Here is a 16065-nt window from a genome sequence, read left to right on the forward strand (position 1 = left end):
GGCGAACCAGGATGGTCGGCATGGACACGGAGACACCGAACCGGAACCCGGGCACGTCGAATCCCGGCGCGATCAATTCCGAGACGCTGCACCGGATGTGGGACACGCGCCCGGTCCGCACCGGCGGCGACCGTACCGTCGCCGGCGTGTGCGGCGGTGTCGCGCAGCGATACCGCATCGACCCGACGCTGGTGAAGGTCGCCTTTGTCGTCGCCACGTTGTTCGGCGGCAGCGGCATCGTGCTCTACATCGCCGCGTGGGTCACCTTCCCGTCCGACGGCGCCTCCGACGACGTGTCGCGACGCGAATGGCACGACCGGTACCGTGCCGCACGCGGCCGTCGCGGACGTCGGCGGCACGACCACCAGGGGCGCGGGCCACACCTGTCGCCGCCGGTCGTGGTGCTGGTGATCCTCGTCGTCGCCGTCACCTCGTTCGGCCCGAACGTGGCCTGGGGATCGGGCGGCCTCCTCGGTGCCGCGCTGATGCTCCTCGCCTGGTGGCTGCTCTACCAGCGGTGCCCCGATCCCGTGGCCGGTACCTCGGCCGACACCATCGGCGCGGCCACCCTGGCGGCCACCGAGACCTTCACCCGCTGGACTCCCCGCGCCTGGACCGATCCGACAGCCGCCGGCGCCACGGCCGCAGCACCCGTCGACCTGACGAAGGACCGGACGGCCACCACCGACGCCGACTCCGACACGCACTCCAGGCCGACGACCGAGATGCCGCGGACGCCACCGGCGTGGGACCCCCTCGGTGTCGCCCCGTTCGCCTGGGATCTGCCCGAGCCCTCCGATCCCGCCCCGACCCATCCACCCGTCACACGGCGGCCCCGTTCCGCACTGACCCCGATCACGCTGGGGATCGCTCTGCTGGTGGCGGCCGCAGCGACGACCGCGGCGTTCGCCGGCGTCTCCGCCCTCACACCGGTCCGCATCATGGCCCTGGCGCTGGCCGTCGTGTGTGTCGGTCTGCTCGTCGGGGTGGTGTCGCGGCGCGGTTCGGGCCTCGTCGGGGTCGCGGTGATCCTCGCGGTCGGCGTGGTCGGCGGGTCACTGCTGTCGGGCAGCGATCTCCTGCCCGGAGGCGGAGTGGGACAACGTGAATGGCGACCGCTGACCGAACGCGCCATCGCCGCGCAGTACGACCACTCGGTCGGGCAGGCGACGCTCGACCTACGGTCGGTGACGCTCACCGCCGACCGGTCGGTGCGGGTACGCGGCGGCGTCGGCGAGACGCGGATCATCGCTCCGAAGGGGATGAACCTCGACACCCGGTGCCGGGTGATCGTGGGTGATGCGACGTGCCCGAGCGGCGTCGACGGTGGTGACGACGGCACCGCGGGTCCGATTCTTCGACTGGATGTCTCGAACGTCCTCGGACAGGTGACGGTGGATCGTGGATGACGGACGGGGCCTGCGGCCCGCACAGGCTCTCGTCGGGATCGCCGGTCTCGCGATCGCCCTCTGGGGCCTCGCCGGCTCACCGGAGTTCACCGACACCACCATCCTGCGATGGGCCGCGGTCGGGGTGGCCGTGATCCTCGGGGTGGCGCTGATCGTCGCCGGCGGCGTCAGTCGCCGCAAACCCTGACCCCGGCCCCACCCCAGTTGGGCACGTAGATACCGCAGTTGGGCACGTAAATACCGCAGTTGGGCACCACACTGCACGGGGGCTGCACTACCCGCCCAACCGGCGGCATTACGTGCCCAACCGGCGTCGTTACGTGCCCAACCGGCGTCGTTACGTGCCCAACTGGCGTCGTCGAGTGCCCGAGGGGGCTATTCCCACTCGATCGTGCCCGGCGGCTTGCTGGTGACGTCGAGGACCACACGGTTGACCTCGGCGACCTCGTTGGTGATGCGGGTCGAGATGAGCTCCAGGGTCTCGTACGGAACGCGGGTCCAGTCGGCGGTCATGGCGTCCTCGCTCGACACCGGCCGCAACACGATCGGGTGTCCGTAGGTCCGTCCGTCACCCTGCACACCGACGCTGCGGACGTCGGCGAGCAGCACCACGGGGCACTGCCAGATGGTGTCGTCGAGCCCGGCCGCGGTGAGTTCCTCACGGGCGATCAGGTCGGCGGCCCGTAGGATGTCGAGCCGTTCGGCGGTGACCTCACCGACGATGCGGATCGCCAGGCCGGGACCCGGGAACGGTTGGCGCGCAACGATCTCCTCGGGCAGGCCCAGCTCGCGACCGACCGCCCGCACCTCGTCCTTGAACAGCAGGCGCAGGGGTTCGACGAGGGCGAACTCGAGGTCCTCCGGCAATCCGCCGACGTTGTGGTGGCTCTTGATGTTCGCGGTGCCGCTGCCGCCGCCGGACTCGACGACGTCGGGGTACAGCGTGCCCTGCACCAGGAAATCGACACTCGAGTCGGCATCGCCGATCACGTCGGTGACCGCACCCTCGAACGACCGGATGAACTCGCGACCGATGATCTTGCGCTTGGTCTCGGGATCGCTGTGCCCGGCGAGTTCACGGAGGAAGGTCTCCTCGGCGTCGACGGTGATCAGGCGGGCCCCGGTCGCGGCGACGAAGTCCTTCTGCACCTGTTCGCGCTCGCCGGCGCGCAGCAGACCGTGGTCGACGAAGACGCACGTGAGACGGTCACCGATCGCCTTCTGCACCAGCGCCGCGGCGACCGCGGAGTCGACACCACCCGACAGCCCGCACAGCGCGAGACCGGTCTCGCCGACCTGGGCGCGCACCTGCTCGACGAGGGCGTCGGCGATGTTGGCCGCCGTCCAGCTCGGTTCGAGTCCGGCGACCTCGTAGAGGAAGCGCGTGAGCACCTGCTGGCCGTGCGGGGTGTGCATGACCTCGGGGTGGTACTGCACCCCGGCCATCCGGCGTTCGAGGTTCTCGAACGCCGCGACCGGCGCACCCGGGGTCGATGCGGTGACGGTGAAGCCGGCGGGCGGCTCCTGCACGGCGTCGTTGTGGCTCATCCACACCGGCTGACTCTCGGGCAGACCGGCGTGCAGGACCGACTCCCCCGTCAGCGACAGGGTGGTGCGACCGAACTCGCGGCCGCCGGTGTTGGCCACCACCCCGCCGAGCTCGTTGGCCATGGCCTGGTAGCCGTAGCAGATGCCGAACACGGGGATGTCGAGGTCGAGGACGGCGGGGTCGAGACCTGGTGCGTCCTCGGCGTAGACCGACGCGGGACCACCCGAGAGGACCAGCGCCACCGGGTTTTTGGCCTTGATCTCCTCGATGGACGCCGAGTGGGCGATCACCTCGGAGTAGACACGCGCCTCGCGGACCCGCCGTGCGATGAGCTGCGCGTACTGCGCACCGAAATCGACGACGAGAACGGGGCGGGGGGCGGCCGATTCGGCAGGCGACGAAGCGGCCGGGCTCGACTGTTCGGGTGCGGTCACGCCGCTCAGTCTAGGCGCTGACCCCGTCTCGACTGACCTGCGCGGTGGGCAGCAGGGCGTCATCGGATCGCGGCACCGCGCCACCTGAGGTGATGGCCACGATCGGCAGCCGCAGGGCGCCCGGTGCGCTGTCGGGGACCACCGGCGCCTGCGGGGCGACGGCCTCGAGCCGACGGTAGGGCTGGGCCTGCGACGGCCGCGTGTCCGCCTCGTTCTTGTTGGGCCAGAACGACATCGCACGCTCGGCCTGCGCGCTGATCGACAGCGACGGGTTCACGCCGAGGTTCGCGCTGATCGACGCACCGTCGGTGATGTGCAGCGTCGGGTAGTTCCACACGCGGTGGTACGGATCGATGACACCGTTCGTCGGCGAGTCGGAGATGACGCATCCGCCGAGGTAGTGCGCGGTCATCGGCATGTTGAACACGTCACCCCAGGTCCCGCCGGCCAGTCCGCCGAGCTTCGCCGCTACGCGCTGTGCCGCCTCGTTGCCCTTGGGGATCCACGTCGGGTTGGGCTCGCCGTGGCCCTGGCGGCTGTTGACGAACCGGAACGGGCCGAAGCGCTGGACGAACGTCGACAGCGAGTTGTTCTTGTTCTGCATCACCAGCAGGATCACCGTGCGCTGCGACCAGTTGCGCACGTTGATGAGCTGCAGCAGCGCGAACGGGTTCTTGCGTACCTCGTCGAGGAACTTGAGGAAGCGGTTCCGCCCGGGCTCGCCGTCGGTGAGCATCGTCTGCAGCAACCCCATCGCGTTGGAGCCCTTGCCGTATCGGCACGGCTCGATGTGGGTGTCCGACGCCGGGTGGATCGACGAGGTGATCGCGACGCCCTCGGAGAAGTCGTCGGTCGGGTCGACCTTGCTGCGCATGGCGCCCAGGATCGATTCGGAGTTGGTGCGGGTCAGCTGACCGAGCGCGTCGGACAGGGCGGGCAGCGACCCGTCGTCCTTGGCCAGGTGGAGCAGTTTCTGGGTGTTGTAGGTGCCCGCGGCCACGATCACCTGGCCGGCGGTCAGCGTGCGCCGACGCGCGCCCAGTCGGGTCCAGGTGCCGGTGCGCTCGGTGTCGACCGACCACGAACCGTCGGCGTGCGGGTGCAGCCCGGTGACGGTGGTGCGGTCGAGGATCTGCGCGCCGTTCCGCTCGGCGAGACCCAGGTAGTTCTTGAGCAGGGTGTTCTTGGCGCCCACCCGGCAGCCGGTCATGCACGACCCGCACTCGGTGCAGGCGGTCCGTTCCGGTCCGGCGCCCCCGAAGTAGGGATCGGGCACCGTCTGCCCGGGCTTGCCCTCGCCACCGGTCTTCTCGCCGAAGAACACGCCGACCGGGGTGGGGCCGAAGGTGTCGGCGACACCCATCTCCTCGGCGAGTTCCTTCATGACCCGGTCGGAATTGGTGAAGGTGGGGTTGGTGACCACGCCGAGCATGCGACGCGCCTGGTCGTAGTGCGATTCGAGCTCGTCGTCCCAGTCGGTGATGTGTCCCCACTGCGGATCGGTGAAGAACGGCGTCGGGGGCTTGTAGAGGGTGTTGGCGTAGTTCAGCGAGCCGCCGCCCACGCCGGCACCCGCGAGCACCATCACGTCGCGCAGCATGTGGATCCGCTGGATCCCGAACAGCCCGAGCTTGGGCGCCCACACGAACTTGTTGAGACGCCAGCTGGTCTTGGCGAAGTCCGGGTCCTCGAACCGACGGCCGGCCTCGATGACACCGACGCGATAGCCCTTCTCGACCAGCCGCAACGCGCTCACGCTGCCACCGAAACCCGATCCGATGATCAGGACGTCGTAGTCGTGCGTACCGGGAGTGGGCATCGGGTCACCTCGCGACAGATCGTGTGATCGCGTCACCGGAGACGGATTGAACCGCTATGACGCAGACCTCATCGTACAACACTCATTGTCAGATTCGACGGCCGGTTCGCGTTTCCGCACCGTCCCCGACGCGCGCGTCACGAGTGCGCGGTCAGCCCGACCTTCTGGAATTCCTTGAGGTCGGAGTAGCCCGCCTTGGCCATCGACCGACGCAGACCGCCGACGACGTTGAGCTGCCCGAAGGGCTCCGACGACGGGCCGTGCAGCACCACGTCGAGGCCGGGACGGTCGTCACCGAGCGCCACCTGCAGCAGCGCGCCGCGCGGAAGCGACGGGTGAGCTGCCGCTGCGGTCCAGAACCAACCCTGGCCCGGCGCCTGTGCGGCGGCGGCGAGTGGCGTACCGAGCATCGCGGCGTCGGCGCCGCACGCGATCGCCTTGGCGAGGTGACCCGAGGTGTGGATGTCGCCGTCGGCGATCACGTGCACGTAGCGACCACCGGTCTCGTCGAGGTACTCGCGGCGCGCCGCCGCGGCGTCGGCGATCGCCGTCGCCATCGGCACCCCGATGCCCAGCACCTCACCGGTGGTGGTCGATCCCTCGGCCGAGCCGTACCCGACGATCACGCCCGCCGCGCCGGTCCGCATCAGGTGCAGCGCGGTGCGATGGTCGTGGACGCCGCCGGCGACCACCGGGATGTCGAGTTCGCTGATGAACGTCTTCAGGTTCAGCGGTTCACGTCCGTCGTGCGACACGTGCTCGGCGGAGATGATCGTGCCGTGGATGACCAGCAGGTCGACCCCGGCCGCGACGAGTGTCGGCGTGATCTCCTGCGCGTGCTGCGGGCTGACGCGCACCGCGGTCGTCACCCCGGCCTCCCGGACACGGGCGACGTTCTCCCCCAGCAGTCCCGTGTCGAGCGGGGCGGCATGGAGTTCCTGCAGGCGTCGGATCGCCGCCGACGGATCGACCTCCTCGATAGCGATCGCGATCACCTCGGCGATCTTCGCCTCGACGTCGCGGTGCCGCGCCCACAGTCCCTCACCGTTGAGGACGCCGAGCGCCCCCAGTCGACCGAGTTCGATCGCCGACTCCGGCGAGACCAACGCGTCGGTCGGATGGGTCAGGATCGGGGTGTCGAAGCGGTAGGCGTCGAGTTGCCAGGCCGTCGACACCTCGCTCGACGAGCGGGTCCGCCGCGACGGCACGATGTTGATGTCGTCGAGTTCGAAGGTCTGCCGGGCCGTTCTGCCCATGCCGATGTCCACCAGGTCACGCACCGGTGCACCTTTCCGTTGTAAGCCGCGCCCACGCCGATGTCGCCGAGGACCGGCGGCACCCACTCATCGGGGCGATCAGCGCGAATAGTAGTTCGGTGCCTCGACCGTCATGGTGATGTCGTGCGGGTGGCTCTCCTTGAGTCCCGCCGCGGTGATCTGCACGAAGCGGGCGTCCTGCAGGTGCTCGATGGTCGCCGACCCGGTGTAGCCCATCGCCGCGCGCAGCCCGCCGCGCAACTGGTGGATGACCTGGGTGAGCGGACCGCGGAACGGCACGCGGCCCTCGATGCCCTCGGGGACCAGCTTCTCCTCGGCGAGCACGTCGTCCTGGAAGTAGCGGTCCTTGGAGAACGACTTCTTCTCGCCGCGTCCCTGCATCGCGCCGAGCGATCCCATGCCGCGGTAGCTCTTGAACTGCTTGCCGTTCACCAGGATCAGTTCGCCGGGTGCCTCGGCGGTTCCCGCGAGCAACGAACCGAGCATCACCGTCGACGCGCCTGCCGCGAGTGCCTTGGCGATGTCGCCGGAGAACTGCAGTCCACCGTCGGCGATCACCGGGACCCCGGCGCGCTTGCACACCGCGACCGCCTCCATCACCGCGGTGATCTGCGGCGCCCCGACACCGGCGACCACACGGGTGGTGCAGATGGATCCGGGCCCGACACCGACCTTCACCGCGTCGGCGCCCGCGTCGACGAGTGCCTGGGCGGCCTCGCGCGTCGCGACGTTGCCGCCGACGATCTGCACACGGTTGCCGACCTCGGCCTTGAGCTTGGCCACCATCTCGAGGACGAGGCGGTTGTGGGCGTGGGCGGTGTCGACGATGATCACGTCCGCGCCGGCGTCGGTGAGCGCCATCGCCCGGGTCCACTGCTGATCGCCGGTACCGATGGCGGCGCCGACGAGCAGACGCCCGTCGGAGTCCTTCGTGGCGTCGGGGTGCTGCTCGGTCTTCACGAAGTCCTTCACCGTGATCAGACCGGTGAGCTTGCCGTTGCCGTCGACGATGGGGAGCTTCTCGAGCTTGTTGCGACGCAGCAGCCCCAATGCGGCCTCGGCCGACACGCCCTCCTGGGCGGTGATCAGCGGCGCCTTGGTCATGACCTCCGACACCGGGCGGTTCTGGTCGACCTCGAACCGCATGTCGCGGTTGGTGATGATGCCCAGCAGGTTGTCGTCGTCGTCGGTGACCGGCAGCCCGGAGATGCGGAACCGGGCACACATCGCGTCGACCTCGGCGAGGGTGTTCGTCGGGCTGCACGTGACCGGGTCGGTGACCATGCCGGCCTCGGAACGCTTGACCGTCTCGACCTGACCCGCCTGATCGTCGATGGACAGGTTGCGGTGCAGCACGCCCATGCCGCCGGCGCGTGCCATGGCGATCGCCATCCGCGACTCGGTGACGGTGTCCATGGCCGAGCTGACCAGCGGCACCTTGAGTCGGATCTCGCGGGTCACCTGCGAGGAGGTGTCGACCTCGCTCGGGATGACGTCCGACGCCGCCGGCAGCAGCAGCACGTCGTCGAAGGTGAGGCCCATCATCGCGACCTTGCCGGGGTCGTCGCCGCCGGTCCGCACGGCCGGCGTGCTGGGCGTGGTGTCGAGGGAGGCCTGGTGGTCGGTGGGTGGGGTCATCGTCAGATCAACCTCTCGATGGTGTCGTCGAATTCCGGTTCGCCCGTCCGCGCCGATCTCGACGGGCACGGGTGGCGATCGCGCGACGTCCTCGGGACGGACGACGCTGCCGTGGGGTGCCGACGTGTCGCCCCATCGTATAAGCCCCGAGCCGACCGGAGCGACGAGGATCCGTCGGCGGCAATTGCGATCAGCAGGAGTGCTGAGGTGGCGCCCGACGCCGGTCGCTGACTACGGTGGCCGTGTGCGCGACCACCTGCCGCCGGGCCTGCCCCCGGATCCCTTCGCCGATGATCCGAGCGACCCCTGCGCGGCCCTGGATTCGGTGGAACCGGCGCAGCCGCTCGACGCCGAGGAGCGCCTCGCGGTCGAGGAGGATCTCGCCGATCTCGCGGTGTACGAGGCCCTGTTGGCCCGACGCGGTGTCCGTGGCCTGGTCGTCGTCTGCGACGACTGTCAGCTCGACCACTACCACGACTGGGACATGCTGCGCGCGAACCTGTTGCAGCTGCTCGTGGAGGGCACCGTCCGTCCGCACGAGCCCGCCGTGGACCCCTCGCCCGAGGCGTACGTGACGTGGGACTACTGCCGCGGCTACGCCGACGCGGTGATGCACACCGAGGACGACTGAGCTCGAGGCCGTTCCGGCCACACTCGAGCCGGCGCAGGCGGAACTAGCCCGCCGGGGTCGTGGTCGTCGTGGTGTCCGACGGCGCTGCGCTCGACGGGACCGGGGTCGTCGTGGTCGGCGGCGTCGACTTCGGGGGCATCGGTCGCAACAACAGCGTCCGCGGATCCGGCACACTCGACGGGATCTCGATCGACGGAAGCGTGACCTCCGACGGCAGCTGGATCGGCGGGATACCGGAGATCGACGGCAGGTTCGTGATCGACGTCAGCGGGTTGTTCGGGATCGGCCCCACCTGCTCGGCCAGACGCTGCGTCCAGTCCTGCATACGCTGACGCGAGTCGTCGCCGGTCATGTCGCCGACCTTCTTCTGCGCCTGCACCAGCAGCTCCGCCGCGCGACGCTTGTCACCGGTCGACAGGGCCTGCTCGGCCTGCTCGAGGTTCGACTGCGCATCGGCCGAGGCGACGGTGGCACTGGCCTCGGAGCCGAACATCGCCTGCTTCACACCCCACAGTGGATCGCCGGGGTTGGAGTTCTGGGCCAGGACCGTGACCGCGCCGAACGCGACCAGGGCGACCGAGGCCGCTCCGGCGACGACCCGTAGGCGGCGCAGGGCCGTCTTCCGCGAGTCCATCCGGCCGCCGCGCGCGATCTCCGCCTCGATCTCGTCGATCGTCGGACCCGCGGGCATCGGGGCGGCATCGATCTCGTGCCGCCAGCCCGCGAGGAGTGCGGCGAGCTGATGATCGGGCGCCTCGGCGCCGAAGCCACCGGGCATCTGATCGCGGGCCAGAGCATCGAGCAGGCGGTCGTCGGCGCGGACGGCCTCCATGTCCACCGTCACCGCGTCGGCGCCGTCGTGTGCGTTTCCGCCGTGTGCGTTCACTGTTTCCCACCGACCAGAGCGATCACGTCCGGACGGACCGTGACCGAAGGGCGACGTGCGATCGTCGTCGTTCATCGTCCCTCACCTGCTCTCGTCATCTCGTTCTTCAACTTGTTCAGGGCCCGGTGCTGTGCAACGCGCACCGCGCCGGGCGTACTCCCGACCGCATCGGCGGTCTCCTCGGCCGACAGCCCCACCACCAGGCGCAACACGAGGATCTCGCGCTGCTTCTCCGGCAGCCTGCTCAGCAGGCGATCCATCCGCCTGCTCGCGTCGGCGTTCAGAGCAGCCTGTTCGGGGCCGTCGTCGACGTCCATCGTCTCGGGGATGGTCTCGAACGGATCGGACTTGATCCGCGCGGCACCACGATGCGCGTCCGCCACCTTGTGCGCGGCGATGCCGTACACGAAGGCCATGAACGGCCGCCCCTGGTCGGTATACCTGGGCAGCGCGGTCATCACGGCCATACAGACCTCCTGCGCCACATCGTCGGCGGACAGCGTGTGCCGTTCGCCTGCCCCCACCCTCGCCCGGCAGTACCGCACGACGAGGGGTCGAACACTCTCGAGTACATCGGAGAGAGCAGACCGACTGCCCCGCCCTGCGGCGGCGACAGCGCGATCCAACTCGTCACCTGTGAGAATCATCGTCGAGTGAGGTCCCTGCGTTACATGCGTCGGAGTTCGGGTGGACGGGTGGTTCGTGTGGGCAGACCGGCGTGCGGTCGAGGAGAGCCGGCGGGGTGGGCCGTCGTGCGGCGCCAACTCGGTAGTCAGCTTAGCGAGCGGTCCCGCGGGCACACCGGTGTCCTGGCATCCCACCGGACACATCTGCACCTAGCGCGCCGGTTGCAGTTGCCCGCCGCGTGCGTTCACCGTGCGACGTGCACGTGCCTCCTGCTCGTCCGCCCAGTGTGAAGTGGGCTGGTCCAGGTGCGGCGACAGCCCCACGAGCAGCGCCGCCGATGCCCACCGCAACGGGTCGAGCCCCAGACGATCGGCCCGCCGTACACAGTCGGTGGCCAGATCGACCGCGCCGCCGATGTCGCCGCCCGTCGCGCGCGTCGCCGCCTCGATGACGTCGGTCTTGAGCAGGTGCCGCACCGACGGGCACCCCTGCACCGCGGCAACCGCGGTGTCCGCGCTGCGCCGCGCGCCCTCGGGATCGCCGCGATACAGACACAGCTCGGTCCGCACCCAGGCGGCGCGCAACGCGAGTCGGTCGCCGTGCACCCATGTCCACAGGTGCGCGTCACCACCCGCGTCGGAGGTGCCGACCGCGTCGCGATCCGCTGACCCCGACACGGCGCGATCCAGGAGCCGCCCCGCGACATCGAAGGCGCCGAGTCCGAGGTGATCGGCGGCCAGTCCCACGAGTGCATCCGCGGCGGCCGAGGTCGTCAGGGGTCCCGGGGGCGCCGCGGACGCGAGGCCCAGGGCGTCCCCGTCGAGCCGACGCGCGTCGGCATGACGGCCGCACTGACGCAGGTGCGACGCCCACGTCGAGGCGACGAGGGACAGCAGCGCCGACGAGTGCGGGCCCGCAGGCGTCGCTGCGCGCAACCGCTGCAGTTCTGTTAGTGCGCGTGCGTAGTGACCGCTCGCGCCCAGAGCGACCGCGTGCAGCCATCTGTCGTGGCCGGTCACGACGGCGTCGCCCCCGCGCGAGGCGTCGACGAGGGCGTCGGGATGGGCCCCGAAAGCGATGTCGATCACAGCTTCTGGCCCCCTTTCGACCCTCAGATCACCGATTTAGCGAAAAGTTAACCTGCTCGTGACCGATCGATTCCGGCCCGGGTGTCACCCGGAGGTCACCCGCGGATGTCCGCGACGTTAACCACCCGGACGCGATCGGGCAGCGTCGGACATCCGGGCGCCTGCCGACACGGTCGTCGCCCGTGGCGCGAAGTGCCCTGTGGCGTGGCGATTCACCTCTGTTCACCACCTGCCGCGTCGCCCGATGTGGCATCCGATCCGACCGGGCACCGACGCAACATCTGCTTAACATCTGGTGTCCCACCAAGGGTTTTGCTCAGCCGTGCGGGCTTGTTGACTGGTTTTCCGACCGTCGCCTACGTTGAGCGAGTCGGGCGGGGACAACGTCGTACTCGACTCCGGAGAACTGCTTCACCCAACCAGTTCACGCCGAAATCGGCACGTACAAGGAGCTCCACATTGCCTCAGCCAAACCACCTTCCCGGACCGAACGCCGACATCTGGGACTGGCAGATGAAGGGCCTGTGCCGCGGTGTCGACTCGTCGATGTTCTTCCATCCCGACGGTGAGCGCGGCCGCGCCCGGGCACACCGCGAGCGTCGAGCCAAGGAACTGTGCCACCAGTGCCCCGTGATCGCCCAGTGCCGCGAACACGCACTCGCCGTCGCCGAGCCCTACGGGATCTGGGGCGGACTGTCCGAGAGCGAACGCAGCATCCTCATGAAGCGCGGAGTCGGTCGCCGCATGGCGGGCTGATCGCCCCACACACGACACGCACGACGAAGGGCACCCGGATTCTTCCGGGTGCCCTTCGTGTTCGCGGTACGTCAGCCGATCATGTCGGACCGCTCAGTGGCTGTGTCCGTGACCGTGGCCGGCGTGCTCGTCGGAGCCGGCCTGCTTCTCGATGATCGCGCTCTCGGTGGTGAGCACCATGCGTGCCACCGACGCGGCGTTGACGATCGCCGACCGGGTCACCTTGACCGGGTCGACGATGCCCTCGGCCAGCAGATCGCCGTAGGTGAGGGTCGCGGCGTTGAAGCCGTGGCCCTTCTCGGCGGCGGCGACGGTGGCGGTGACCACCGAGCCGTCGACGCCGGCGTTGGTGGCGATCCAGTGCAGCGGGGCCCGCACGGCGGTGCGGACCACGGAGACACCGAGGGCCTCGTCGCCAGACAGGGTCGCCTCGAGGTCGTCGAGGGCCGCCGAGGCCTGGACGATCGCCGAACCACCGCCGGGGATGATGCCCTCCTCGACCGCGGCCTTGGCCGCGGCGACCGCATCCTCCACGCGGTGCTTGCGCTCCTTGAGGGCGGTCTCGGTGGCCGCACCGACGCGGATCACCGCGACACCGCCGGAGAGCTTCGCCAGACGCTCGGCGAGCTTCTCGCGATCCCAGTCCGAGTCGCTCGCCTCGATCTCGCGTCGCAGCTGCTCCGACCGGTTGCCGATGGCCTCGGACGTACCGGCGCCGTCGACGATGGTCGTCGAGTCCTTCGTGACGACCACGCGGCGCACCGAACCGAGCAGATCCAGACCCGCCTCGGCCAGCGACAGCCCGATGTCGGAGCTGATCACGGTGCCGTCGGTGACGACCGCGAGGTCCTCGAGGAAGGCCTTGCGACGGTCACCGAAGAACGGCGCCTTGACCGCGACGGCGTGAATGGTCTTGCGGATCGAGTTCACGACCAGCGTCGACAGCGGCTCGCCCTCGATGTCCTCGGCGATGATCAGCAGCGGCTTGCCGGCCTCGACGACCTTCTCCAGCAGCGGGAGGAAGTCGGGCAGGGAGGTGATCTTGTCGCGGAAGAGCAGCACGCGGGCGTCTTCGAGGACGGCCTCCTGGCTGTCGACGTCGGTGACGAAGTACGGCGAGAGGTAGCCCTTGTCGAACTGCACGCCCTCGGTGACCTCGAGGTCGGTGATAAGTCCCGAGCTCTCCTCGACGGTGACGACGCCGTCGACGCCGACCTCGGTCATGGCCTTGCCGACCATCTCACCGATCTCGGGGTCACGCGAGGAGACCGTGGCGACCTGGCCGATGGCGGTGGCGCCCTCGACCGGGGTGGCCGCGGCGAGCAGCGCCTCGGAGATCGCGTCGGCGGCCTTCGAGATGCCCGAGCCGAGCTCGATGGGGTTGGCGCCGGCGGTGACGTTGCGCAGTCCGGCCTTGATGATGGCCTGCGCGAGCACGGTGGCCGTGGTGGTCCCGTCGCCGGCCACGTCGTTGGTCTTCGTCGCGACCGACTTCACTAGCTGGGCGCCGAGGTCCTCGAAGGGGTCGGAGAGGTCGATCTCGCGGGCGATGGTCACGCCGTCGTTGGTGACGGTGGGTCCACCGAAGGCCTTGGCGAGCACCACGTGGCGGCCGCGGGGCCCCAACGTGACCTTGACCGTGTCGGCGAGCTTGTCGACGCCGCGTTCGAGGGAGCGACGCGCCGCGTCACTGAATTCGATGTCTTTTGCCATGTGTGGCTGCACTCCTGGGAGGTGGTGGGTGGTGCGGGTGATGCGAGGTCGAGCGGGCGAACAGACGAGCCCGCCCCGGTCGCCCCCGTGAGGGAGCGCCCGGGGCGGGAACCGTCACCGGGCCCGTCACCGCAGGGCGGTGACGGGTCGGTGGGTGATGACTACTTGGAGATGACCGCCAGCACGTCGCGTGCCGAGAGGATCAGGTACTCCTCGCCGGAGTACTTGATCTCGGTGCCGCCGTACTTGCTGTAGATGACGGTGTCACCCTCTTTGACGTCGACCGGCACACGGTTGCCCTGCTCGGTCACGCGTCCCTCGCCCACGGCGATGACGGTGCCCTCCTGGGGCTTCTCCTTGGCCGTGTCGGGGATGACCAGACCGGAGGCGGTCGTCGTCTCGGCCTCGTTGGCCTGGACGAGGATCTTGTCCTCGAGGGGCTTGATGTTCACGCTCGCCACGATGTGAGCCCTCCACTTTCGGGGTACTGGGCCGGACTGGGACGTCCGCGCCCGTTTTCTGATGACAGATGATTACGGCGCCTTGCTCGGTTCCGTCGTCGCGGGAGCCGAAACCTCACTCGGTGCCACCTGGCACTCTATACATGCGAGTGCCAGCACTCAAGTACCCGGGAGTGCCAGCGGCGCGGCCGTGGCCCGCCGACGCCGCAGAGCGATCACGACCAGGCTCCCGAGGACGCCGAGCACCGACAACACCGAGATCAGGACGATCGCCGACGACATGCCCGCGGGGAGTCCCGAACCCTGCTCGCCGCCGGCCTGCGCGCTGGTCACGATGGCCGTGACCACCGCGAGCATCACCGCACCGCCGACCTGGATGCTGGTGTTCACCAGCCCCGACGCGAGGCCCTGCTCGTCGTCGGACACCCCGGTGGTCGCCTGGGCGTTCACCGACGGGAAGCAGAGCGCGAAGCCGATGCCCAGCAACACGATGGTGGGCAGCAGGAAGTCGACGTACCCCATACCCGGCTGAGCACGCAGGAACAGCAGGTACCCACCGACGAATGCCGTGAGCCCGACCGCGATCAGGATCGGCGTGCCCACCCGGTCGAGCACCCGGTCCATCCCCAGGGCGCTGGCCACCACCAGCAAACCGGCGGGCAAGAATCCGAGCGCCATCGCGATCGGCGACCAGCCCAACGTGTCCTGCAGGTACAGGGTGACGAGGAACTGGAAGGCCACGTAGCTGCCGAACATCACCGCCGCGGACACGTTCGCGTGCACCAGGGTCAACGACCGCAGGATGCCCAGTCGCAGGAGCGGGTTGCCGTGGCGTGCCTCGATCAGGACGAACGCGACGCCGAACGCCGCCGCGGCGACGAAGAGTCCGATCGTCGAGGGTGCGGCCCACCCCGCCTCCGGGGCGGCGACCACCGCGTAGACGAGGACGAGCAGGGCGCCGGTGCTCGTGAGGGCTCCGCCGACGTCGAGATGCGACCAGGTGATCGCCGGGCGTCCGGTCCGCGGGATCACCTTCATGCCGGCGAGGAACAGCAGCGCGGCAACGGGTCCGGGGAACAACAGGGTCGCCTGCCACGAGACCTCGGTGAGCAGGCCGCCGAACACGAGGCCGAGCGAGAACCCGCTGGCGCCGCACACGGTGTAGATGCTCAGCGCCCGGTTGCGGGCCGGGCCCTCGGCGAACGTCGTCGTGATGATCGACAGGCCCGCCGGGACGGTGAACGCCGCGGCGACCCCCTTCACGAAACGCAGGGCGATGATCGCCGCGTCGATCTGGACGACCGCGCTGACGATCGACGCGACACCGAACACCGCGAGCGCCGCGAGGAAGACCTGCCGACGACCGAAGAGGTCACTCGCACGTCCTCCCAACAGCAGGAACCCGCCGTACCCGAGCACGTATCCGCTGACGATCCACTGCAGGTGCGATTGGTCCATGCCGAGATCGGCGCCCATGGACGGCAGCGCCACGCCCACCATGGAGATGTCGAGACCGTCGAGGAACAGGGCGCCGGCCAGGACGACGAGCAGGATCCACGTCGCCGTCGCCCACCCCCGTGCCGATGTCACCTCGGCGTGCGTGCCGCTCCCCTGCTGCGACGTCCCTGCCCGGGCTTCCCCCTCTGTTCGTGACCCGACGTCGGTCGGGTCGTCCGCTGGTGTGACCGGTGAATGAACTGTCATGCGGGAAACCATATGCAATTGCATTGAATGTGTCTACAAATAATCTGACTGCAAATAATGCGGTCACATCTGG

14 protein-coding genes are annotated in these 16065 nt (G+C 69.4%); 4 read left to right on the forward strand and 10 right to left on the reverse strand.

Going from position 1 to position 16065, the window contains the following annotated elements:
* Positions 1-20: 20 nt before the first annotated feature.
* Both ASG12_RS15435 and ASG12_RS15440 read left to right on the forward strand, forming a co-directional pair.
* Positions 21-1409, forward strand: a complete 1389-nt coding sequence (locus ASG12_RS15435; RefSeq protein WP_082502102.1) for a PspC domain-containing protein — start codon at positions 21-23, stop codon at positions 1407-1409.
* On the forward strand, positions 1402-1596 hold the full coding sequence (locus tag ASG12_RS15440) for a hypothetical protein (RefSeq protein WP_055791439.1): 195 nt from the start codon (positions 1402-1404) through the stop codon (positions 1594-1596). The genes ASG12_RS15435 and ASG12_RS15440 overlap by 8 nt, the downstream gene beginning before the upstream one ends.
* 188 nt (positions 1597-1784) lie before the next feature.
* Here the strand turns inward: ASG12_RS15440 and guaA are convergent, their stop codons facing one another.
* The 4 genes from guaA to guaB form a co-directional block, all read right to left on the reverse strand.
* A complete protein-coding gene (gene guaA, locus ASG12_RS15445; protein WP_055791442.1) occupies positions 1785-3392 on the reverse strand; it encodes a glutamine-hydrolyzing GMP synthase in 1608 nt (535 codons plus the stop codon).
* A gap of 10 nt (positions 3393-3402) precedes the next feature.
* On the reverse strand, positions 3403-5211 hold the full coding sequence (locus ASG12_RS15450) for a GMC family oxidoreductase (protein WP_082502104.1): 1809 nt from the start codon (positions 5209-5211) through the stop codon (positions 3403-3405).
* Positions 5212-5348: 137 nt separating this feature from the next.
* On the reverse strand, positions 5349-6491 hold the full coding sequence (locus tag ASG12_RS15455) for a GuaB3 family IMP dehydrogenase-related protein (protein WP_055791445.1): 1143 nt from the start codon (positions 6489-6491) through the stop codon (positions 5349-5351).
* 75 nt (positions 6492-6566) lie between these two features.
* Entirely contained in the window at positions 6567-8126 is a 1560-nt protein-coding gene (gene guaB, locus ASG12_RS15460; protein WP_055791447.1) for an IMP dehydrogenase, read from the reverse strand.
* 244 nt (positions 8127-8370) lie between these two features.
* Here guaB and ASG12_RS15470 point away from each other — a divergent pair, with 244 nt between their 5' ends.
* On the forward strand, positions 8371-8757 hold the full coding sequence (locus tag ASG12_RS15470; protein WP_055791451.1) for a DUF5319 domain-containing protein: 387 nt from the start codon (positions 8371-8373) through the stop codon (positions 8755-8757).
* 43 nt (positions 8758-8800) lie between these two features.
* On the opposite strand, the gene ASG12_RS15475 is transcribed toward ASG12_RS15470, so the two are convergent.
* The 3 genes from ASG12_RS15475 to ASG12_RS15485 form a co-directional block, all read right to left on the reverse strand.
* Entirely contained in the window at positions 8801-9643 is an 843-nt protein-coding gene (locus ASG12_RS15475) for an anti-sigma-D factor RsdA (RefSeq protein WP_162243433.1), read from the reverse strand.
* A gap of 71 nt (positions 9644-9714) precedes the next feature.
* Positions 9715-10290: a sigma-70 family RNA polymerase sigma factor gene (locus ASG12_RS15480; RefSeq protein WP_045822082.1), complete on the reverse strand. Its 576-nt coding sequence runs from the start codon at positions 10288-10290 to the stop codon at positions 9715-9717.
* 189 nt (positions 10291-10479) lie between these two features.
* Complete coding sequence (locus ASG12_RS15485) at positions 10480-11358, reverse strand: hypothetical protein (RefSeq protein ID WP_055791456.1); 879 nt, start codon at positions 11356-11358, stop codon at positions 10480-10482.
* 459 nt (positions 11359-11817) lie between these two features.
* Between ASG12_RS15485 and ASG12_RS15490 the strand changes: the two genes are divergently transcribed.
* Positions 11818-12114, forward strand: coding sequence for a WhiB family transcriptional regulator (locus tag ASG12_RS15490; protein WP_045822081.1), 297 nt, complete (start codon positions 11818-11820; stop codon positions 12112-12114).
* A gap of 93 nt (positions 12115-12207) precedes the next feature.
* Here the strand turns inward: ASG12_RS15490 and groL are convergent, their stop codons facing one another.
* From groL to ASG12_RS15505, 3 genes are all read right to left on the reverse strand, one after another.
* Complete coding sequence (gene groL, locus ASG12_RS15495; protein WP_055792176.1) at positions 12208-13827, reverse strand: chaperonin GroEL; 1620 nt, start codon at positions 13825-13827, stop codon at positions 12208-12210.
* A gap of 161 nt (positions 13828-13988) precedes the next feature.
* Positions 13989-14288 carry a co-chaperone GroES gene (gene groES, locus ASG12_RS15500; RefSeq protein WP_045822080.1) on the reverse strand — a complete coding sequence of 100 codons (300 nt, stop codon included), beginning with the start codon at positions 14286-14288 and terminating at the stop codon, positions 13989-13991.
* Positions 14289-14447: 159 nt separating this feature from the next.
* Positions 14448-15992 carry an MFS transporter gene (locus ASG12_RS15505; RefSeq protein WP_235457143.1) on the reverse strand — a complete coding sequence of 515 codons (1545 nt, stop codon included), beginning with the start codon at positions 15990-15992 and terminating at the stop codon, positions 14448-14450.
* Positions 15993-16065 lie beyond the last annotated feature (73 nt).

It is taken from the genome of Williamsia sp. Leaf354 (assembly GCF_001424365.1).
Lineage (GTDB): Bacteria > Actinomycetota > Actinomycetes > Mycobacteriales > Mycobacteriaceae > Williamsia_A.

Excerpts from the sequence above, each read along its gene's own strand:
- ASG12_RS15435 (WP_082502102.1), top strand. The coding sequence starts at position 21 with ATGGACACGGAGACACCGAACCGGAACCCGGGCACGTCGAATCCCGGC.
- groL (WP_055792176.1), bottom strand. The coding sequence starts at position 13,827 with ATGGCAAAAGACATCGAATTCAGTGACGCGGCGCGTCGCTCCCTCGAA.
- ASG12_RS15505 (WP_235457143.1), bottom strand. The coding sequence starts at position 15,992 with ATGACAGTTCATTCACCGGTCACACCAGCGGACGACCCGACCGACGTC.
- guaB (WP_055791447.1), bottom strand. The coding sequence starts at position 8,126 with ATGACCCCACCCACCGACCACCAGGCCTCCCTCGACACCACGCCCAGC.
- ASG12_RS15480 (WP_045822082.1), bottom strand. The coding sequence starts at position 10,290 with ATGATTCTCACAGGTGACGAGTTGGATCGCGCTGTCGCCGCCGCAGGG.
- ASG12_RS15450 (WP_082502104.1), bottom strand. The coding sequence starts at position 5,211 with ATGCCCACTCCCGGTACGCACGACTACGACGTCCTGATCATCGGATCG.